Genomic DNA, 20,729 nt, shown 5'->3' with positions numbered 1-20,729 from the left:
GCCGTGGGCGAGGCCTTCGAAGATGGAGGGGGTGACGGGAATCGAACCCGCGCAATCAGTTTGGAAGACTGAGACTCTACCATTGAGCTACACCCCCGGAACGAGCCCTCACGGGCCGGACCGACTCAACGATCATAGCGGACGGTCGAGCATGCTCCCGTCCGTTAGACTCGGTGGGGCTGAATCTGCGCGCGGATTCCCCGGGGCGTAGCTCAGCTTGGTAGAGCGCCCGCTTTGGGAGCGGGAGGTCGCAGGTTCAACTCCTGTCGCCCCGACACGGCCCCACCGGCTCACCGCCGCGGTGCACCGCGGAAATCACAAGGAGAACACACCAGCATGGCGAACAGCACCGTCGAGAAGCTGACCCCGACCCGGGTCAAGCTCACCATCACGGTCACCCCGGACGACCTCAAGCCGAGCATCGCTCACGCCTACGAGCACATCGCGCAGGACGTCCAGATCCCCGGCTTCCGCAAGGGTAAGGTGCCCGCGCCGATCATCGACCAGCGCGTCGGCCGCGGCGCCGTCATCGAGCACGCCGTCAACGAGGGGCTCGACAAGTTCTTCCGCGACGCGACCGCCGAGCACAAGCTGCGCATCGTCGGCCGTCCGGCCGCCGACATCACGCAGTGGCCGAGCGAGAAGGACTTCTCCGGCGACCTCCTCGTCGACATCGAGGTCGATGTGCGCCCCGAGATCGAGATCCCCGCGTACGACGGCATCACCCTCACCGTCGACGCGGTCGAGGCCGACGAGGCCGCGCTGGACGCGGAGCTCGAGAACATGCGCGCCCGTTTCGGCACGCTCGTCCCGGTCGACCGTCCCGCAGCCAAGGGCGACTTCGTGGAGCTCGACCTGGTCGCGACCATCGACGGCGCCGAGATCGACCGCGCCGAAGGCGTCTCCTACGAGGTCGGCTCGGGCGAGCTGCTCGAGGGCATCGACGACGCCATCGAGTCGCTCACCGCGGGGGAGGACACCACGTTCCGTTCCGCCCTGGTCGGCGGTGACCACGCCGGTTCCGAGGCCGAGGTCTCCGTGACCGTCAAGGCTGTCAAGGAGCGCGAGCTCCCCGAGGCCGACGACGACTTCGCGCAGATCGCCAGCGAGTTCGACACGATCGCCGAGCTGCGCGCCAGCCTCGCCGAGCGCGTCGCTCAGCAGGGTGTCTTCACGCAGGGCTCCGCCGCCCGCGACAAGCTCGTCGAGACGCTGCTCGAGCAGATCGAGATCCCGGTGCCGCCGCAGCTCATCGAGGACGAGGTGCACAACCACCTCGAGGGCGAGGGCCGGCTCGAGGACGACGTCCACCGTGCCGAGGTCACCGAGGCGAGCGAGAAGCAGTTCCGCACGCAGGTGCTGCTCGACACCATCGCCGAGCAGGCCGATGTGCAGGTCTCGCAGGAAGAGCTCAGCCAGTACCTGATCCAGTCCGCCGCGCAGTACGGCATGGCGCCGCAGGAGTTCGTCGAGGCGCTGCAGTCGTCGAACCAGCTCCCCGCCCTCGTCGGCGAGGTCGCGCGCAACAAGGCGCTCGCGATCGCCCTCGGCAAGGTCAAGGTCGTCGACACCAACGGCAAGACCGTCGATCTGTCCGACTTCGTCGTGACCGACGAGGACGAGGCCGCCGAGACGGCAGAGGCCGAGGAGAAGCCGGCCAAGAAGACGGCTGCCAAGAAGCCCGCCGCCAAGAAGACGGCCGCCAAGAAGGACGACGCGGCCGCCGAGGAGGCTCCCGCCGAGAAGCCTGCCAAGAAGGCTCCCGCCAAGAAGAAGGCGGCCGACAAGGCCGAGTGATCGCACGACGATCGACGAGAGGGGCGGATGCTGCGGCATCCGCCCCTTTCTCATCGGGAAGCGGAGAGTGATGAAGAGCTGGGACGAACGCATCGACGACGTCTGGGCGGATGCCGCCGGCGACCTCGACGACGACGACGTCATCGCGCGGATCGACGCCCTCGCCGAGGAGCGGGGCCGGGACGACGCACGGGCGGAGTTCGAGAGGGCGGGCGCGCGCGACTCGGCGGGACGGCCCGAGGAGGCGATCGAGCTCTATCGACGCGCGATGCAGCTGGGACTCGACGAGGAGCATCGTCCGCAGTGCGTCGTGCAGCTGGCGAGCTCCCTGCGCAACGTCGGAGAGCACGAAGCCGCGCTGGACGTCATCCGCGCCGAGCAGGAGGCCCATCCGGACGGGCGGTACCGCGACGCGATCGCCACCGTGGAGGCGCTCGTCCTGGCGAGCTCCGGTCGCCCGGCGCACGGCCTGTCGGTCGCCCTCCTCGCGCTGGTCCCGCATCTGCCGCGCTATCACCGGTCGATGACCGCGTACGCCCTCGAAATCGCGGATCTCGACACCTGATATGCCCACGGCGAACACGGCCTGGCCGCTGCGTCGGCGCCGGTAGATTCGAAGCACGGAAACACGGAATCAGGAGCTGACATGGCTGCAGAACCCCTCCTCGCGACGAGCGTCTTCGACAGGCTGCTCAAGGATCGCATCATCTGGCTCGGGTCGGAGGTGCGCGACGAGAACGCCAACGAGATCTGCGCGAAGATCCTACTTCTCGCCGCAGAGGACTCCGAGAAGGACATCTACCTCTACATCAACTCGCCCGGCGGCTCGATCACGGCCGGCATGGCGATCTACGACACGATGCAGTTCGTCCCGAACGACATCGTCACCGTGGGGATCGGCATGGCCGCGTCGATGGGTCAGCTGCTGCTGACCAGCGGCACGAAGGGCAAGCGGTACATCACGCCCAACGCGCGCGTGCTGCTGCACCAGCCGCACGGCGGCTTCGGCGGCACGGCGAGCGACATCCAGACGCAGGCGCAGCTGATCCTCTCGATGAAGAAGCGTCTCGCCGAGATCACGGCAGGACAGACCGGCAAGCCGGTCGAGCAGATCAACGCCGACGGCGACCGGGACCGCTGGTTCACGGCGGAAGAGGCCCTCGAGTACGGCTTCGTCGACCACATCCGCGAGCACGCCAGTGATGTCACCGGCGGCGGCGGCACGGCAGCCGAGTGACGGATTCGAGAGGACCACGCATGTACACACCCACCTTCCAGTCCGCCGGCAACCTGCCTTCGAGCCGCTACGTCCTCCCGCAGTTCGAGGAGCGCACGGCCTACGGCTTCAAGCGTCAGGACCCGTACAACAAGCTGTTCGAGGACCGTGTGATCTTCCTCGGGGTCCAGGTCGACGACGCCTCCGCCGATGACGTGATGGCACAGCTGCTCGTCCTGGAGAGCCAGGACTCCGAGCGCGACATCACGATGTACATCAACTCGCCCGGTGGCTCGTTCACCGCCATGACCGCGATCTACGACACGATGCAGTACGTCGCCCCGCAGATCCAGACGGTGGTGCTCGGTCAGGCCGCCTCGGCGGCCGCCGTGCTGCTCGCGGCGGGTGCACCCGGCAAGCGTCTCGCCCTGCCGAACGCTCGCGTGCTGATCCACCAGCCCGCGATGGGCGAGGCGGGGCACGGCCAGGCGTCCGACATCGAGATCCAGGCCGCGGAGATCCTCCGCATGCGCACCTGGCTCGAAGAGACGCTCGCATCGCACACCAAGAAGTCGGTCGAAGAGGTGAACCGCGACATCGATCGCGACAACATCCTCTCGGCGAGCGAGGCGCTCGAGTACGGCATCGTCGACCAGGTGCTCACGACACGCAAGCGCGTCTGATCCTGTTCGATCGAAGGGGCGGTGGCCATAAGGTCACCGCCCCTTCCTCGTACCCGGCAGATGTTGCACGCCGGACGGCCGCTTCGCTCATATGAGCAGCAACGTGCGCCAACGCGGGAACAGCCGTACGCTGGACAGGGAGAGGAGGTTGCCGTGGAAGACGAGTTGCTGATGGTCCGCGTCGCCGAGCTGTACTACGACGAGGACAAGACGCAGGACGAGATCGGCGGCCTCCTCAAGATCTCCCGCTGGAAGGTCGGGCGACTGCTCACCCAGGCTCGCGAGCGCGGGATCGTGCGCATCGAGATCATCCATCCCCGCGCCCGTCGACTCGGGCTGGAGCGCCAGCTGGTCGAGCGCTTCGGGTTGTCGGACGCCGTCGTCGTACCCGCTCCGGACGGCGACGACGGAACCCTCGAGCGGGTGGCCCAGGCCGCCGCAGACCTGCTGACCGCTCTCCGGCCGGTGCCGCGCACGCTCGGCGTCAGCTGGGGACGGACGCTCCGCGCCGTCGCCGAGGCGCTGCCGGACGGATGGGCGAGCGGGGTCACCGTGGTGCAGCTCAACGGAGGCGTGAGCCTGAACCGGCGCTCCGGGGGCGCCGCCGGTCTCGCCGTGACGATCGCCCAACGCGCGTCTGGACAGGTCTCCCTGCTGCCCAGCCCGGCCATCCTCGAACGCGTCGAGACCAAGCGGGCCATCGAGGCGGATCGCACGGTGGCCGCCGTCCTCGAAGAGGCTGCGGCCGCGCAGGCCTTCCTCTTCACGGCGGGGCCCTGCGACGCCTCCTCGGCGCATGTCGAGAACGGCTACCTCAGCGCCGAGGACGTCGAGGAGCTGGCCCGGCGCGGAGCGGTCGGGGACGTGCTCGGACGCTACGTCGACGCCGAGGGCAACATCGTGGATTCCGAGCTCGACGCCCGAACGGTCGGCGTCCACCTCGACCACCTGCGCGGAGCCGAGAAGGCGATCTTCGTCACGGCCGGACCCGCCAAGCACGACATCGCCCGCACCGTGGTCACGAGTGGCCTCTGCGGGGTACTGGTGACAGATGAGACCACAGCACGAGCATTGTTGGAGGAACGATGACGACCAATCAACTCGCCCGCCGGACGGCGGTGGACGTTCTCGGGGGTGACCCCGACGACGCCACGCTGCGCCGTTTCCTGCATGGCCTTCCCGGTGTCGACGCGGTCGGGCTCGAGCAGCGCGCGGCCGGCCTCGGCACGCGTTCGATCAAGACGACGTCGAAGGCCTGGGCTCTCGACACGATCATCCGCCTGATCGACCTCACCACGCTGGAGGGCTCGGACACCCCGGGCAAGGTGCGCTCGCTGGTGGCGAAGGCGAAGAACCCGGATGCGGCCGACCCCAGCACGCCGAAGGTCGCCGCCGTCTGCGTGTACGGAGACATGGTGGGAGACGCCGTGAGCGCCCTCGGCGCGATGCACGGCGACCCGGACGACGGACTCATCTCGGTCGCGGCCGTCGCGACGGCCTTCCCGAGCGGCCGCTCGTCGCTCGAGATCAAGCTCGCCGACACCGCGGCGGCCGTCGCCGCAGGCGCCGATGAGATCGACATGGTCATCGATCGCGGCGCGTTCCTCGCCGGCCGCTACGGTCTGGTGTTCGAGCAGATCGCGCGCGTGAAGGAGGCGTGCCGTCGCGAGGACGGGACATACGCGTCCCTCAAGGTGATCCTTGAGACCGGCGAGCTCACGACCTACGACAACATCAAGCGCGCCTCGTGGCTCGGCATCCTCGCCGGCGGCGACTTCATCAAGACCTCCACCGGCAAGGTGCAGCCCGCCGCGACGCTGCCGACGACCCTGCTCATGCTGGAGACCGTGCGCGACTGGCACCGGGCGACGGGCGAGAGGATCGGCGTGAAGCCCGCCGGCGGCATCCGCTCATCGAAGGATGCGATCAAGTACCTGGTGACGGTCGCCGAGACCGTGGGGGAGGAGTGGCTGGTGCCGCACCTCTTCCGCTTCGGCGCATCGAGCCTGCTCAACGACGTGCTCCTGCAGCGCCAGAAGCTCACCACCGGCCACTACTCCGGCCCCGACTACGTCACCATCGACTGACTGGGATACTGAAATGTCATTTCTGAAATACGCTCCCGCGCCGGAGTCCACGGCGATCCTGAACCTCAAGGACAGTTACGGCCTGTTCATCGACGGCCAGTTCGTCGACGGCTCGGGCCCGAGCTTCACCACCATCTCGCCGGCCAGCGAGCAGCGCATCGCCGAGATCGCCTCGGCCAGCGATGAGGATGTCGACCGTGCGGTCGCCGCCGCCCGCCGCGCGTACGAGAAGACCTGGTCGCGCATGAGCGGGCGGGATCGCGGCAAGTACCTCTTCCGCATCGCGCGCCTCGTGCAGGAGCGGGCCCGCGAGCTCGCCGTCGCCGAGAGCCTCGACAACGGCAAGCCGATCAAGGAGAGCCGCGACGTCGACGTGCCTCTCGTCGCCTCCTGGTTCTTCTACTACGCGGGCTGGGCCGACAAGCTCGACTACGCGGGCCTCGGCGCGAACCCCCGCGCCCTGGGCGTGGCAGGACAGGTCATCCCGTGGAACTTCCCGCTGCTCATGCTGGCGTGGAAGCTCGCCCCGGCACTGGCGGCCGGCAACACCGTCGTGCTCAAGCCGGCCGAGACCACGCCCCTCACGGCGCTGATCTTCGCCGAGATCCTGCAGCAGGCCGACCTTCCGGCGGGCGTGGTGAACATCGTCACGGGTGCCGGCTCGACCGGCGCCGCCCTCGTGCGCCACCCCGGCGTCGACAAGGTCGCCTTCACGGGCTCGACCGGCGTGGGGCGCGACATCGCACGCGCCGTCGCCGGGACGAACAAGAAGCTGACGCTCGAGCTGGGCGGCAAGGCGGCGAACATCGTCTTCGACGACGCCCCCATCGACCAGGCGGTCGAGGGCATCGTCAACGGCATCTTCTTCAACCAGGGGCACGTGTGCTGCGCCGGGAGCCGACTGCTCGTGCAGGAGTCGATCCACGACGAGGTCATCGACCGGCTGAAGACCCGCCTGTCGACGCTGCGCCTCGGCGACCCGCTCGACAAGAACACCGACATCGGCGCCGTCAACTCGGCGGCGCAGCTCGCCCGCATCCGCGAGCTGAGCGACATCGGCGAGGCCGAGGGCGCCGAGCGCTGGACGGCCGACTGCGTCATCCCGGAGAAGGGGTTCTGGTTCGCTCCGACCATCTTCACCGGGGTCGAGGCGTCGCACCGCATCGCACGGGACGAGGTCTTCGGCCCCGTGCTGTCGGTGCTGACCTTCCGCACGCCGGCCGAGGCGATCGCCAAGGCCAACAACACCCCCTACGGGCTCTCCGCCGGCATCTGGTCGGACAAGGGCTCGCGCATCCTCGCCGTCGCCGACCGCCTGCGCGCGGGCGTCGTCTGGGCGAACACGTTCAACCGTTTCGATCCGTCGAGCCCGTTCGGCGGATACAAGGAGTCCGGTTACGGTCGCGAAGGCGGCCGGCAGGGTCTCACCGCCTACCTGAAGGGAGCGGCAGCATGAGCAAGCGACTGACCGTGCCGAAGACGTACAAGCTCGCCATCGGCGGAGCGTTCCCCCGCAGCGAGTCGGGCCGCACCTACGAGGTCGTCACGCCGAAGGGAGCGTTCCTGGCGAACGCCGCCCTGGCGTCGCGCAAGGATGCCAGGGATGCCGTCGTCGCCGCGCGCGCCGCGGTGAAGGGCTGGTCGGGCGCCACCGCGTACAACCGCGGCCAGGTGCTGTACCGCGTCGCCGAGGTGCTCGAGGGGCGCCGTGCGCAGTTCATCGACGAGATCGTGGCGCAGGAGGGCGGCTCTACCGGGGCCGCCGCCGCGCAGGTCGACGAGGCGATCGACCTCTGGGTCTGGTACGCCGGCTGGTGCGACAAGTACGCCCAGGTCGCGGGCAACGCGAACCCCGTGTCCGGGCCGTACTTCAACATCACGGTGCCGGAGCCCACCGGAGTCGTCGCGATCATCGCGCCGCAGGACTCCGCGCTGCTCGGGCTGGTCTCGGTCGTGGCCCCGGCGCTCGTCGCGGGCAACACCGTCGTCGTGGTGGCCAGCCAGCAGCATCCGCTGTCGGCGATCAGCCTCGCCGAGGTGCTCGCGACCAGCGACCTGCCCGGTGGTGTCGTGAACGTGCTCACCGGTTCGCCGGCCGAGGTCGCTCCCTGGCTCGCCTCGCACCAGGACGTGAACGCGCTCGACCTGTCGGGTGCGGGAGCCCTGGACTGGATCGACCTGCAGATCGCCGCCGCAGACACGCTCAAGCGCGTGGTCGCTCCCGGTCCGGTCGTGGCCTCGCCGGAGCGGATCGCCGCCTTCACCGAGGTGAAGACGGTGTGGCACACCAAGAGCATGGTCTGACGCCATCGCGTCATCGAAGGGCCGGTCCGCATCGCGCGGGCCGGCCCTTCGTCATATCGGAACTGTGGATAACTTCTCCGATGTTCGTCATCTTCCGCCTATGCTGTCCGCCGTCAGAGCGAGGGGACGGTAAGGCATGGACGGCTGGACGGTCGACGTCATCGGGGTGCGCGATCTGCTGCGGTTGATCGATCAGGATGCGATCGACATCGACACAGAGGGCGATGGGCTGTCTGCGGCCGTCGAGCAGGCGGTCACGGAGCTCACCCGGGCGGATCGCAGAACTGCTGCTTCTTCTCTCACGAACTACTTCGACGGCCGGCTGCAGATATCCGAGAATCTGCTGGCCTTCATCGCCGGCGCCTGCGAGGCGCTGAGCGCGGCGACTGCGGCGATCGACGACGGAGACACGACCATGGCTCTCGATTCGCGAGCAGCGGAGATGGCGTCGTTCTGGTCCCTGGACGACGCCGTGCAGCGCGCGGGACGGAAGGGCTGATCGATGAGTGCAACACGGAGCACCTTCACGAGCGCGGGCTGGGATATCGCGGAGGTGCCGAGTGCCGATGTCGTGCGCGAGGCCTGCGATCGTCTCACGGCACGTGCATCCGGGCTCCTCGAAGCGGTGACGCGTATCAAAGACGCCTGGGCGAGCCTGGGCGTTGTCTTCTCGGTGAGCGGGGCCGACACCATCGGCCTCGCGATGCTGGGCCCGCAGCTGACGGCGGAACTGTTCCAGGGCAGCGTCGAAAACGGACGACAGGCTCTCGACTATCTCGCCGACGAGTACGAACTCTTGCAGCGACGCCGCGACAGGCTCGTCGAGAGAGTCTCTGAGGTGCAGACGCGTCTGGCGGCGGCCGAGCAGGCGTCTGCGAGCTCGCAGGTCTCGCCGGAGTTCGGGATGGTCGCCGAGTCCGATCTGCTCACGGCACAGGCGACAGCAGACGTCCTGGTCGACGACATCGCACGGTTCCACTCGGGTCTCGAAGTCGCGGAACACACCTTCGCCTCCGATCTCGCGCGAGTTCCAGTCGACGACGTCCTCCCCGACCTGGACGGCAGACCGGTCACCGACAGGATCACGCAATGGCCCGTTTCGGGGGAGCCCCGGATCAGCCATCGACGTGCTCGAGCGCCTGATCGCCGAGTCGGTCACGGATCGCCTGGATTGGACGCTGACCGTTTCGGACGCCCGGGTAAAGGAGTGGCTGGACGTGAACCCCGACTTCTGGGGCAATGTCGAGACTGTCGATCCCGCGGTGGTCGCGGAATGGTGGGCAGGCGTGGTGGCGCGCTCGGAGGGGATTCCAGGGGCGTGGACCGCAGGGCCGGCGGCATCGTTCCTCGCGGCGGCGCCCGCCCTCATCGGCTCGCTCAACGGCGTGCCTGCGATCGACCGGGTGGCGGCCAACCGTGCAGCAGCACCCGACAGGATCGCGGAGGCGAGGGAGGAATTGACGAAGCCTGATCTGGATGCGGCAGCCCGAGCGTTCCTCCTGAACGAGATCGCCTACCTCGAACGGGCGAGCACGGGAGAGGTCCAGCTCTACGTGTACGATCGCGACGCGTCGCGGATCGTGGAGATGGTCGGTACGCCGTCGCCGGAGACCTCGAACGTCATCACATACTCACCCGGCACCTTCACCAGCATGAACGACTTCTACTCGGGCGGAGTCCAACAGATCGCCGACTACCTCGTCGAGAACACGCCGGGCACAGTCGCATTCGTCGTGAAGGAGACGGTCTTCCCCGGCGAGAACGTCGACGAAGGAGGCATTAACCTCCCGCGGGTCATAGAGGCGAATGACCCCGAGCGCGCGAGAGCGGCGGGGAGGGAGCTGGCCCTGTTCGAGGCGGGTATGCGCGCGGATCGACTGCTCGGGGGCGCGGAGCAGATCGCGATCGGACACAGCTGGGGACTCGTGCACGTCATTGGATCCGAGGTCGCAGGCGTCACGTACGACCAGGTGATCTCCCTTGCGGGTGCCGGCATGCTCGAGGAGTGGAGGGCGAATCCCCAGACCGTCTACACCGATCTTTCGTACCGCGATCTGCTGCAGCGGGCTCAGGATGGGGGTGTCGTATGGGACGGGCGCTACCCACGAGTGGACCCCGCGTTTCGCTACGGCGACTTCTATCGCGGGCCCGACGATGCGGTGCTCGACGACGGCGAGTTCACACAGGCCGATCTCGGTGTGCTCAGCGACAACCACAACCTCATCACGCAGGATGTGGCAGGCAACAAAAAGGTACTCGAGGCATTGATCGATCTGGTGACGCGATGAGGCGGCGTTTGGCGGGAGCGGTGTGGCTCGCCGTAGTGGCGATGCTCCTAGGAGGTTGTGACGCGCGAGGAAGTGATGGGAGAGGTCTGGCCGAAACGGAGGAACCGACGATGCTGCACTCTGACTTGACGTGGGAGTTGGCGAAGGCTGAAACGCAGGCGATGGAGTTGGAGATTGCGGGGGTGGTGCCCGCAGCGGTCGTCGTGGCGCTGAACCAAAACGCTCACGGCACCCTCCTCAGTTGTAGCGAGACCGAATGGTCGTGGAATGGTGCGATAACCGTAACCGTGGTTGAAGGCACCGATGTCGATCAGATTGTCCGAGAAATTCAGGCGCACTACGAGGGCAGCAGATTCGACCTCGTCACTGATGTCGACATCCTCGGGCACTTCCAGCTTCAGATGGTGTCGGCCGAAACGGCGGAGAACTACATTATCGCGGAGGGCTCCGAACCGAATCAGGTTCGCATTGCATCTGGGTCCGCCTGTTTCACGCTTCCGGAGGGGACATGGCCAAGAGGTGAGTTCTGATGACCATGGTGACTTCTATCGCGGACCCGACGATGCGGTGCTCGACGACGGCGAGTTCACCAAGGCCGATTTCGGTGGGCTCAGTGACAACCACAACCTCATCACGCAAGATGTGGCAGACAACGACGAGGTGCTGGAAGATCTTCGCGGGATGGTGACGCCATGAGGGCGCGTCCGGGAAAGGCTGTTGCGATGGTCTTCGCGGGTTCGGTGGCGTTGCTAACGACTGCCTGCGGGTCGGCCGAGGTTCCGAAGATCACGGTTGAGGAAACGGAGGGTCCTGTGGTGGTGTCGCGGGTGTCGTTGGAGGAGGCGAAGGCGCAGGCTCAGGCGATGGAGTGGGAGATGGCGCGGTTGGTGCCAGCAGGGGGTGGTGGTGTCGGTGGATCAGACGCCGAAGGGGACGTTGTTCTCGTGCAGTGAGACGGAGTGGCGGTGGAAGGGCGCGACGACGGTGACGGTGGTGGAGGGGGACGGAGATCGATCCGATCGTCCCGTCGATTCAGGCCGGAGGGAACCTGGACGCGCGGGGCTTTCTGAAGGCGCTGGACACGAGGTCGTGCCAATACGTCCCGGTGTCGGATGCAGAGGTTAGGCTCAGAGGACGATCTCTGGATCCCCCTAGGAGGACGCGCATGGCCCGTATCGGTGAAAGCGCTGACCTGTTCAAGTGCTCGTTCTGCGGAAAGAGCCAGAAGCAGGTGCAGCAGCTCATCGCTGGCCCCGGTGTGTACATCTGCGACGAGTGCGTCGAGCTGTGCAACGAGATCATCGAGGAGCGGATGGCCGAGTCGTCCGCAGAGGGCGTGACCGACTTCGACCTCCCCAAGCCGCGCGAGATCTTCTCCTTCCTCGAGGAGTACGTCGTCGGACAGGAGCCCGCCAAGAAGGCCCTCGCCGTCGCGGTCTACAACCACTACAAGCGCATCCGCGCGCACGGCACCCTGCAGCCCGCCGAGCAGAAGGCGGACCAGGTCGAGATCGCGAAGAGCAACATCATGCTCATCGGTCCGACCGGGTGCGGAAAGACGTACCTCGCGCAGACCCTGGCCAAGCGCCTGAACGTGCCGTTCGCCGTCGCCGACGCCACCGCGCTCACCGAAGCGGGGTACGTCGGCGAGGACGTCGAGAACATCCTCCTCAAGCTGATCCAGGCGGCGGACTACGACGTCAAGCGCGCCGAGCAGGGCATCATCTACATCGACGAGGTCGACAAGGTCGCGCGCAAGGCCGAGAACCCCTCCATCACGCGCGACGTCTCGGGCGAGGGTGTGCAGCAGGCGCTCCTGAAGATCCTCGAGGGCACGGTCGCCTCCGTTCCGCCGCAGGGCGGTCGCAAGCACCCGCACCAGGAGTTCCTCCAGATCGACACCACGAACGTGCTGTTCATCGTGGCGGGTGCGTTCGCCGGGCTGGAGGACATCGTCTCCGCCCGCGTCGGCAAGCACGGCATCGGCTTCGGCGCCCCCCTGCATGACAAGGGCAAGGATCTCGACCTCTTCAGCGAGGTGCTCCCGGAGGACCTCCACAAGTTCGGTCTGATCCCCGAGTTCATCGGTCGTCTGCCGGTGATCGCCTCGGTCTCGCCCCTCGACCAGGACGCCCTCATCGACATCCTCACCGGTCCGCGCAACGCCCTGGTGAAGCAGTACCAGCGCATGTTCGAGCTCGACGGCGTCCAGCTCGAGTTCGAGGAAGACGCCCTGCGCTCGATCGCCGACCTCGCCGTCGAGCGCAAGACGGGGGCCCGCGGACTCCGCGCCATCCTCGAAGATGTGCTCGGGCCGGTCATGTTCGAGATCCCCTCGGCCGAAGACGTCGCGAAGGTCGTCATCACCCGCGCTGCGGTCGACGAGGGAGCGGCGCCCACCATCGTCATGGAGCGCAAGCGCAAGAGCGCCTGATCGACGGCGCTGGGCCGAATCACGACGCCAGTGCCGACAGGACCCTCCGGAGGGAATCGACGACCGTGCGTACGGACCTGCGCCGCAGGTTCTCCGGACGGGCGAGCACATCGATCATCCGGTGTGTGCTCACACCCTCGAGCGGGATGCGGACGATTCGCTCGTCGTCCGCACTGCGCGCCGTGTAACGCGGGAGCATGCCGACGGCCTCGCCGTCGGCGATCACGGCCGACACCGCGCCGTAGTCGTTGATACGGTGCCGGACGTCGACCGGACGGTGGGCGACCGCGGCGATCGCTCGCAGGACGTCGTCGGGGGAGTAGCCGACCCTGCTGGTGACCCACCGTTCGCCCGCGACGTCCTGCGGCTGAACGGACGCGCGGCCGGCGAGCGGATGCGAGGTCGCGACCGCCACATCCAACGGCTCCCGAATCAGCGGCAGGACGCGCACGCCGTCGACCGGCCACGGCGACGAGTGCTCCATCCGGTGAGCGAGCACCAGGTCGTAGCGGGAGGTCAACGCGGGGAACTCGCTCTGCGCCACGTCCTCGTCCGTCAGGAGCACCTGCGGCGCGCTGCCGCCCCGGAGCTCGTGCAGCAGCGAACCGAACAGGGCCTGCCCGGCGCTATGGAAGCCGCTGAGGGAGACGGCGCCGGTCTCGGCATCCTCGAAGTCCTCCACCGCCGTCCGCGCTGCGGCCATCGCGTCGATCGCCTCCGCGCCGGCGGAAGCGAGCACCTCGCCCGCGGCGGTGAGCACCAGGTTCCGGCCCGCGCGCCGGGTCAGCGGCGTGCGGAAGCCTCGCTGAAGGGCCGCGAGGTGCTGGGACACGGCCGACGGGGTGACGCGAAGCGCGTCGGCGACCGCGGTCACGCTCCCGAGGGCGCCGAGTTCGCGCAGAATCTGCAACTGATGAAGTTCCACCCCGTCGAGCCTAGATGAAGCGATCGCTAAACGAATGATGCAGGAGATCGATCTTGATCTACAGCGGCGCTCGGAGTGTCATCGAAGTATGAGGGCACTGTTCAAAGCAGCACCGGGTCCCGGACTCGAGATGGTGGAGCGTCCCGACCCCGTGGCCGGGCCCGACGAGGTCGTCATCCGCGTGCTCCGCACCGGCATCTGCGGCACCGACCTGCACATTCGGCGCTGGGACGATTGGGCCGACTCGGCGATCGCCGCACCGCTGATCCCCGGGCACGAGTTCTACGGAGAGGTCGTGGAGGTGGGGCCGCTCGTCCACGACATCGAGATCGGCGACCGCGTCTCGGGCGAGGGACACATCGTGTGCGGGACCTGCCGGAACTGCCGTGCCGGGCGCCGTCAGATGTGCATCCGCACCATCGGGCTCGGGCTGCAGCGCGACGGCGCGTTCGCCGAGTACTTGTCGCTGCCCGCCACCAACGTGTGGGTGCATCATGCGGACGTCCCGCCGGAGCTGGGAGCGATCTTCGACCCGCTGGGCAACGCGGTCCACACCGCCCTTATGTTCCCGCTGGTGGGGGAGGACGTCCTGGTGACGGGCTGCGGTCCCATCGGTCTCATGGCCATCGCCGTCGCGCGTCACGCCGGGGCCCGCTTCATCACCGCCACCGACATCAGCGCGCCGCGCCTGGAGATGGCGCGCCGGATGGGAGCGAACGAGATCGTCGACGTGTCGCAGGCCCAGGTGAGCGACGCGCAGCGGAAGCTCGGGATGCGCGAGGGATTCGACGTCGGATTCGAGATGAGCGGAGCCGCGACGGCGCTGCCCACGATGATCGACAACATGAACCACGGCGGGCGCATCGCCATGCTCGGGCTGCCGAGCACCGGGTTCGCGATCGACTGGGGCAAGCTCGTCACGCACATGCTCACGATCCGCGGGGTCTACGGACGGGAGATGTTCGAGACCTGGAACGCGATGGGCGCCATGCTCCAGACGAGCGCGACGCTCCGCGATGCCATCGGCCGCGTCGTCGCCGACGTGCTCCCTGCGCGGGACTGGGAGCGGGGTTTCGCCGCGGCGGAGTCCGCCGGCACGGGAAAGATCATCCTCGATTGGACGGAGCTGTGATGTACGGGACATTCCAGAGGCACCTGGAGAGCGAGCTCGCGGCGATCGACGCAGCCGGTCTCACGAAGCACGAGCGGGGCATCCGCGGCCCGCAGAGAGCCGAGATCGTCGCGGATGGCGCGGAGGTGCTCAACTTCTGCGCGAACAACTACCTGGGCCTCGCCGACGATCCGCGCCTGGTCGAGGCGGCCTCGACAGCGCTCCGCGACTGGGGCTACGGTCTCGCCAGCGTACGGTTCATCTGCGGCACCCAGGAGCAGCATCTGGAGCTCGAGCGCCGGCTCGCCGCCTTCCTCGGCACCGATGACGCCATCCTCTACTCCTCCTGCTTCGACGCGAACGGCGGCGTCTTCGAGACGCTGTTCGGCGCCGAGGACGCGATCATCTCGGACGAGCTGAACCACGCCTCGATCATCGACGGCATCCGCCTGTCGAAGGCGCGTCGGCTGCGCTACCGCAACCGTGACATGGAGGACCTCGAGGCTCAGCTGGCCGACGCATCGGATGCCCGATTCCGGGTGATCGTGACCGACGGCGTCTTCTCGATGGACGGGTACATCGCCCCCCTGCGGGAGATCTGCGACCTGGCCGACCGGTACGACGCCCTCGTCTTCGTGGACGACTCGCACGCGGTCGGATTCGTCGGCGAGAACGGGCGAGGAACGCCCGAGTTCTGCGGCGTCGCCGACCGCGTCGACATCTACACCGGCACGTTCGGCAAGGCCCTCGGAGGAGCGTCGGGTGGGTACGTGGCCTCGCACGCCGACATGGTGGCGCTCCTGCGGCAGCGCTCCCGCCCCTACCTGTTCTCGAACACGCTCGCTCCGACGATCGTCGCCGGGACCCTCACCGCCCTGGACCTGGTCGAGGGGTCGGCGGATCTGCGCGCCCGCCTCCGCGAGAACGCGGAGCACTTCCGCGCGCGGATGACGGACGAGGGGTTCGAGCTGCTCCCCGGCGAGCACCCGATCGTCCCCGTCATGTTCGGCGACGCCGCCCTGACCGCCCGCATCGCGCAGCAGATGCAGGAGCAGGGCGTCTACGTCACCGCGTTCAGCTTCCCGGTCGTTCCCCGAGACCGGGCGCGCATCCGCGTGCAGCTCTCGGCGGCTCATTCCCCGGAGCAGATCGAGCGCTGTGTCGCGGCCTTCGTGGCCGCGCGAGCCGCCGTCGCCTGACCGACGCACGAGACCCCGGCCGATGCTCCGGTCGGGGTCTCGTGGTGTCAGAAGGCGAGCGCCGGGCTCAGTCCTGGAACGGACGGGCGACGACCTCGCCTCGCGCGGTCTGCAGGACCTCCCAGCCGGAGTCGAGCTCGGCGATCGCGCGGCCCTCGAGCCAGGTCAGGGTCCAGTGGCCACCGTGTCCGGCGGCCTCGACCTGCGCGATCGACGGGCGCAGCGCGGCGGGGACGGACGCGGGCGGCTCCGAGCCGGCGGCCCACCGGGTGCCCAGCTGCATCAGGACGCCTCCACCGGCGCCAGCTCGATCGCCGTGACCGCGAACTCCTCGGCCTCCGCGAACTCGAGCTCGGCGATGCGGCCCACGGCCCGGAGATCGTCGGCGGCCGCGCGCAGAGCCTCGAGCTTGGCGGACGGCGCGGAGATCGCCGCTCGCGACACCGGCGTCTTCTGGGAGGCCTTGGCCTCCGTCTTCGCCCGACGGATGCCGATCAGCGCCTCGCTCGCCGCCGAGAGCACGGCCGTGTCGCCCTCGATCCCGAGCGGCTCCGGCCATGACGCGGTGTGCACCGAGCCCTCCTCGAACCACGACCACGCCTCCTCGGTCGCGAACGAGAGCACGGGGGCGAGCAGCCGCAGCAGCGTCGACAGCGCGAGGCGCAGCGCGAGAGCGGCCGAGGCCTGCCCGACGTCGCTCCGGTCGTATGCGCGCTCCTTGACGAGCTCCAGGTAGTCGTCGCAGAAGGTCCAGAAGAACGCCTCGGTGATCTCGAGCGCGCGCGCCTGGTCGTAGTTCTCGAAGGCAGCGGTCGCATCGGCGATCACCCGGTCGAGGGCGGCGAGCATCGAGGCGTCGAGCGCGTGGGTGACCTGGGCGCCGTCGGGCACGGGGAACGACAGCACGAACTTCGCGGCGTTGAGCACCTTGATCGCCAGACGGCGCCCGATCTTCACCTGCGTGGGGTTCTGCGGGTCGAAGGCGGCGTCCATGCCGAGTCGGCTCGAGGCGGACCAGTAGCGCACGGCATCCGATCCGTGGGCGTCGAGGATGTCGGCGGGCGTGACGACGTTGCCCTTCGACTTCGACATCTTCTTGCGATCCGGGTCGACGATGAAGCCGCTGATGGCGGCGTTGCGCCACGGCGAGCGTCGGTCTTCGAGCGTCGAGCGCAGCATGGTCGAGAAGAGCCAGGTGCGAATGATGTCCTGCCCCTGCGGTCGCAGGTCGAACGGGGCGGTGAGGTTCCACAGCTCCTCGTCGCGCTCCCACCCGCCGGCCAGCTGCGGGGTGAGCGACGAGGTCGCCCACGTGTCGAAGATGTCGGCCTCCGCGTCGAAGCCGCCGGCGACGCCGCGCTGCTCCTCGGTGTACCCGGCGGGAACGTCGGTGGTCGGGTCGATCGGCAGCGACGCCGCATCGGGCACGATCACGCGGTCGTAGTCGCGCTCGCCGTTCTCGTCGAGGCCGTACCAGAGCGGGATCGGCACGCCGAAGAAGCGCTGGCGAGACACGAGCCAGTCGCCGGTCAGCCCGCCGACCCAGTTCTCGTAGCGCACCCGCATGAAGTCGGGGTGCCACTGCAGCTCGGAGCCGTGGGCGAGCAGCTGCTCGCGCAGCTCGGCGTCGCGTGCCCCGTTGCGGATGTACCACTGGCGGGTCGAGACGATCTCGAGCGGGCGGTCGCCCTTCTCGAAGAACTTCACGGCGTGGCTGAAGGGCTTGCCGACAGCGGTCATGTCGCCGGTCTCCTGCAGCTTCTCGACGAGGGCCTTGCGCGCGCTGAACACGGTCTTGCCCGCCAGCTCCTCGCCATACCAGGCGACGGCTTCCGCACTCGCGACGGACGCGGGCGCCGTGGGGAGGAAGCGGCCGTCGAGGCCGATGGTCGTCATGTTGGGGAGCGATTCGTCGTGCGTGGTGCGCAGCTCGCGCCACCAGATGATGTCGGTCACGTCGCCGAAGGTGCAGACCATGGCCGCGCCGGTGCCCTTGTCGGGCTGCGCGAGGTGGTGGCCGTGGATCTCGATCTCGGCGCCGAAGAAGGGCGTGCGCACCTTGGTGCCGATGAGGTGCTTGTGCGGGCCCTCCGGGTGCGTGACGATCGCGACGCAGGCCGGCAGGAGCTCGGGGCGCGTGGTGTCGATGGCGATCGAGCCGGAGCCGTCGGCGAAGGGGAACTCGATGGTGTGGTAAGCAGCCTGCTGCTCGCGGTCTTCGAGCTCCGCCTGGGCGATCGCGGAGCGGAAGTCGATGTCCCACAGGGTGGGCGCCAGGGCCTGATACGCCTCGCCGCGCTCGAGATTGCGGAGGAACGCGAGCTGGCTCTGGCGGATCGTGTCGTCGGAGATCGTGCGGTACGTCTGGGACCAGTCGACGCTGAGGCCGAGCTGACGGAACAGCGCCTCGAACTGCTTCTCGTCCTCGATCGTGAGGCGCTCGCAGAGCTCGATGAAGTTGCGGCGGCTGATGGGCTTCTGATCGGCGGCCCGGCTCGACTTGTTGTCTCCGCCCTCGAACGGGGGAGTGAAGTCCGGCTCGTACGGGAGCGACGGATCGCAGCGCACGCCGTAGTAGTTCTGGACGCGCCGCTCGGTGGGCAGGCCGTTGTCGTCCCAGCCCATCGGGTAGAACACCGTCTTGCCCCGCATGCGCTCGAACCGCGCCTTGACGTCGGTGTGGGTGTAGGAGAACACGTGCCCGATGTGCAGGCTGCCGGATGCCGTGGGCGGCGGGGTGTCGATCGAGTACACGCCCTCACGGCCGGACTGGGCGGCGCGGATCCGGTCGAACAGGTAGGTCCCCTGCTCGGTCCACGCGGCGTCCCACTTCGCTTCGAGACCTTCGAGTGCGGGCTTGTCGGGAATCACGGACATGGAGGTCTCCTCGAGCGATGTGTGCGGCACTGTGTGAGCGTGCCTGAGTGTGGGTGTGCGCACCAGTCTAGCGACCGGGTCCGAGGACGGATGCCGGGACAGATCGACCGAGTCCAACAATCCGCTCTAGACTGGGATCACCCCCACCCGGTCGTTCTGAGGAATCGTCATGCCCGCAGCATCCGCGCGCCGCCTACTCCCCGTCGCGTCACTCGCCGCCGTCACCGCGCTGGCGCTCAGCGCCTGCACCGCCTCGGGCGGCGACGCCGAGGGCGGAGGTGAGGTGGTCTGGTCGATCGAGGGCGCCAACCTCTCTGCCGGGCACATGGACCCCCAGGTCAGCCAGCTCGACGTCTCGGGGATGGTGCAGCGCGCCGTGCTCGACTCGCTGGTGTTCCAGGAGGACGACGGCTCGTTCTCGCCGTGGCTCGCCACCGAGTGGAGCGTGTCGGACGACAGCACCGAGTACACCTTCACCCTCCGCGACGACGTCACGTTCACCGACGGCGAGGCGTTCGACGCCGCCGCGGTCAAGGCGAACTTCGACCGCATCGTCGACCCCGAGACCGCGTCGGCGCAGGCAGCGAGCATGCTCGGCGCCGACTTCTACGCCGGCACCGAGGTCGTCGACGACCACACCGTCACGGTGCGCTTCACGCAGCCCTACGCGCCGTTCCTGCAGGCCGCCAGCACTCCGCAGCTCGGCTTCTACTCGCCGGCCGTGCTCGAGGAGTCCGCGGATCAGCTCAAGGCCGGCGGCCCCGGCATCACGGTGGGCACGGGTCCCCTCGAGCTCACGGAGTACACCCCCGACCAGGAGATCGTCTACACCCGCAACGACGACTACGCATGGGGGCCGCACGGCGAGGAGGCTCCCGCATTCGAGACCCTGCGGGTCGAGATCCAGCCGGAGGCGTCGGTGCGGACCGGCGTCGTGACGAGCGGCGAAGCCGACCTCGCCAGCAACATCCCGCCGAACCTCGCCGAGGACCTCGGCGACGGCATCACCGTCGACTCCATCGAGTACCCGGGTCTGCCGTACTCGCTGTACCTCAACGAGAAGCACGGCGTGTTCGCGGACGAGAAGGTGCGCCAGGCGTTCGCCCGCGGCATCGACATCGACGCCGCCGTCGAGGAGATCTTCTTCGGACAGTTCCCCCGGGCCTGGAGCGTGCTCAGCTCGACGACCCCGGGCTACGACGCCGCCCTCGAGGGCACCTGGGCGTTCGACGCCGACGAGGCGAACCGGCTCCTCGACGAGGCGGGGTGGACCGAGCGCGACGCCGACGGCATCCGCCTCAAGGACGGTCAGCGGCTCTCGGCCCGGTGGATCGCCTGGACGCCCGTGCCCGACGACCGCGCGGCGCTCGCGAACGCGATCCAGTCCGACCTGAAGCAGATCGGCTTCGAGGTGCAGCGCGAGGTGCTCGAGCCCGGGGCGTACAACGAGCAGTACGAGCCGAAGACGTTCGACCTCACCGACTGGGGATTCTCGGGCGTCGACCCCGACTTCCTGCGGGCGCACCTGCACACGGAGGGGTTCCAGAACGCCTCCCAGGTGACCGACCCCGAGATCGACGCGCTCCTCGAGACCGCCGTCGCGACGAGCGACCAGAGCGAGCGCGACGACATCTACACGCAGCTCCAGGAGTGGAACGCGCAGTACACGGCGATCGTGCCGCTCTACAGCCCCTCGGCGATCACCGCCGTGGGCGACCGTGTCGACGGACTCGCCTACGATCTGTACGGTCGTCCGCTGTTCTACGATGTGACGGTCGGCTGACCGGTCCCCGTCCGGTGACGTGAGA

20 protein-coding genes and 2 tRNA genes are annotated in these 20,729 nt (G+C 68.4%); 18 read left to right on the top strand and 4 right to left on the bottom strand.

All coding sequences use genetic code 11. The features are described from left to right. Positions 1-23 precede the first annotated feature (23 nt). Positions 24-97 (bottom strand) — tRNA-Gly (locus AB3M82_RS12060). A gap of 104 nt (positions 98-201) precedes the next feature. Here AB3M82_RS12060 and AB3M82_RS12055 point away from each other — a divergent pair. From AB3M82_RS12055 to clpX, 15 genes are all read left to right on the top strand, one after another. Beyond that, a tRNA-Pro gene (locus AB3M82_RS12055) sits at positions 202-275 on the top strand. Between the two features lie 61 nt (positions 276-336). Further along, positions 337-1,797 carry a trigger factor gene (tig, locus tag AB3M82_RS12050; protein WP_412958185.1) on the top strand — a complete coding sequence of 487 codons (1,461 nt, stop codon included), beginning with the start codon at positions 337-339 and terminating at the stop codon, positions 1,795-1,797. Positions 1,798-1,867: 70 nt separating this feature from the next. Then, positions 1,868-2,362, top strand: coding sequence for a tetratricopeptide repeat protein (locus AB3M82_RS12045; protein ID WP_412958184.1), 495 nt, complete (start codon positions 1,868-1,870; stop codon positions 2,360-2,362). A gap of 81 nt (positions 2,363-2,443) precedes the next feature. After that, positions 2,444-3,034, top strand: coding sequence for an ATP-dependent Clp protease proteolytic subunit (locus tag AB3M82_RS12040; protein ID WP_412958183.1), 591 nt, complete (start codon positions 2,444-2,446; stop codon positions 3,032-3,034). Positions 3,035-3,054: 20 nt separating this feature from the next. Continuing rightward, positions 3,055-3,696 (top strand): ATP-dependent Clp protease proteolytic subunit, encoded by a 642-nt coding sequence (locus AB3M82_RS12035; RefSeq protein WP_412958182.1) that lies wholly within the window; start codon positions 3,055-3,057, stop codon positions 3,694-3,696. A 153-nt stretch (positions 3,697-3,849) separates the two neighbouring features. Beyond that, positions 3,850-4,785 (top strand): sugar-binding transcriptional regulator, encoded by a 936-nt coding sequence (locus AB3M82_RS12030; protein ID WP_412958181.1) that lies wholly within the window; start codon positions 3,850-3,852, stop codon positions 4,783-4,785. Further along, complete coding sequence (gene deoC / locus AB3M82_RS12025) at positions 4,782-5,783, top strand: deoxyribose-phosphate aldolase (protein ID WP_412958180.1); 1,002 nt, start codon at positions 4,782-4,784, stop codon at positions 5,781-5,783. The genes AB3M82_RS12030 and deoC overlap by 4 nt, the downstream gene beginning before the upstream one ends. A 13-nt stretch (positions 5,784-5,796) precedes the next feature. Then, on the top strand, positions 5,797-7,239 hold the full coding sequence (locus AB3M82_RS12020) for an aldehyde dehydrogenase family protein (protein WP_412958179.1): 1,443 nt from the start codon (positions 5,797-5,799) through the stop codon (positions 7,237-7,239). Continuing rightward, entirely contained in the window at positions 7,236-8,087 is an 852-nt protein-coding gene (locus AB3M82_RS12015) for an aldehyde dehydrogenase family protein (protein WP_412958178.1), read from the top strand. The genes AB3M82_RS12020 and AB3M82_RS12015 overlap by 4 nt, the downstream gene beginning before the upstream one ends. Positions 8,088-8,223: 136 nt before the next feature. Then, a complete protein-coding gene (locus AB3M82_RS12010) occupies positions 8,224-8,586 on the top strand; it encodes a DUF6507 family protein (protein ID WP_412958177.1) in 363 nt (120 codons plus the stop codon). A 628-nt stretch (positions 8,587-9,214) separates the two neighbouring features. Next, on the top strand, positions 9,215-10,375 hold the full coding sequence (locus tag AB3M82_RS12005) for a hypothetical protein (RefSeq protein ID WP_412958176.1): 1,161 nt from the start codon (positions 9,215-9,217) through the stop codon (positions 10,373-10,375). Between the two features lie 110 nt (positions 10,376-10,485). Next, positions 10,486-10,905: a hypothetical protein gene (locus tag AB3M82_RS12000; protein ID WP_412958175.1), complete on the top strand. Its 420-nt coding sequence runs from the start codon at positions 10,486-10,488 to the stop codon at positions 10,903-10,905. Continuing rightward, positions 10,895-11,071, top strand: coding sequence for a hypothetical protein (locus AB3M82_RS11995; RefSeq protein ID WP_412958174.1), 177 nt, complete (start codon positions 10,895-10,897; stop codon positions 11,069-11,071). Before AB3M82_RS12000 ends, AB3M82_RS11995 begins: the two co-directional genes overlap by 11 nt. A 26-nt stretch (positions 11,072-11,097) precedes the next feature. Then, positions 11,098-11,328 (top strand): hypothetical protein, encoded by a 231-nt coding sequence (locus AB3M82_RS11990; protein WP_412958173.1) that lies wholly within the window; start codon positions 11,098-11,100, stop codon positions 11,326-11,328. Between the two features lie 212 nt (positions 11,329-11,540). Next, entirely contained in the window at positions 11,541-12,809 is a 1,269-nt protein-coding gene (gene clpX / locus AB3M82_RS11985) for an ATP-dependent Clp protease ATP-binding subunit ClpX (protein ID WP_412958172.1), read from the top strand. A gap of 19 nt (positions 12,810-12,828) precedes the next feature. On the opposite strand, the gene AB3M82_RS11980 is transcribed toward clpX, so the two are convergent. Next, entirely contained in the window at positions 12,829-13,734 is a 906-nt protein-coding gene (locus AB3M82_RS11980; RefSeq protein WP_412958171.1) for a LysR family transcriptional regulator, read from the bottom strand. 88 nt (positions 13,735-13,822) lie between these two features. Here AB3M82_RS11980 and tdh point away from each other — a divergent pair, with 88 nt between their 5' ends. Both tdh and AB3M82_RS11970 read left to right on the top strand, forming a co-directional pair. After that, a complete protein-coding gene (gene tdh, locus AB3M82_RS11975; protein WP_412958170.1) occupies positions 13,823-14,866 on the top strand; it encodes an L-threonine 3-dehydrogenase in 1,044 nt (347 codons plus the stop codon). After that, complete coding sequence (locus AB3M82_RS11970; protein ID WP_412958169.1) at positions 14,866-16,044, top strand: glycine C-acetyltransferase; 1,179 nt, start codon at positions 14,866-14,868, stop codon at positions 16,042-16,044. Before tdh ends, AB3M82_RS11970 begins: the two co-directional genes overlap by 1 nt. Positions 16,045-16,111: 67 nt before the next feature. On the opposite strand, the gene AB3M82_RS11965 is transcribed toward AB3M82_RS11970, so the two are convergent. Beyond that, positions 16,112-16,327, bottom strand: a complete 216-nt coding sequence (locus AB3M82_RS11965) for a hypothetical protein (protein ID WP_412958168.1) — start codon at positions 16,325-16,327, stop codon at positions 16,112-16,114. Beyond that, entirely contained in the window at positions 16,327-18,921 is a 2,595-nt protein-coding gene (valS, locus tag AB3M82_RS11960) for a valine--tRNA ligase (protein WP_412958167.1), read from the bottom strand. Before valS ends, AB3M82_RS11965 begins: the two co-directional genes overlap by 1 nt. 169 nt (positions 18,922-19,090) lie before the next feature. On the opposite strand from valS, the gene AB3M82_RS11955 reads away from it, so the two are divergent. Next, positions 19,091-20,704 carry an ABC transporter substrate-binding protein gene (locus AB3M82_RS11955; RefSeq protein WP_412958166.1) on the top strand — a complete coding sequence of 538 codons (1,614 nt, stop codon included), beginning with the start codon at positions 19,091-19,093 and terminating at the stop codon, positions 20,702-20,704. Positions 20,705-20,729: the final 25 nt, after the last annotated feature.

It is taken from the genome of Microbacterium californiense (genome assembly GCF_047246625.1).
Classification (GTDB): domain Bacteria; phylum Actinomycetota; class Actinomycetes; order Actinomycetales; family Microbacteriaceae; genus Microbacterium.
Note: the sequence above shows the minus strand (reverse complement) of the source record. Positions and strands in the feature narration are given on the sequence as shown.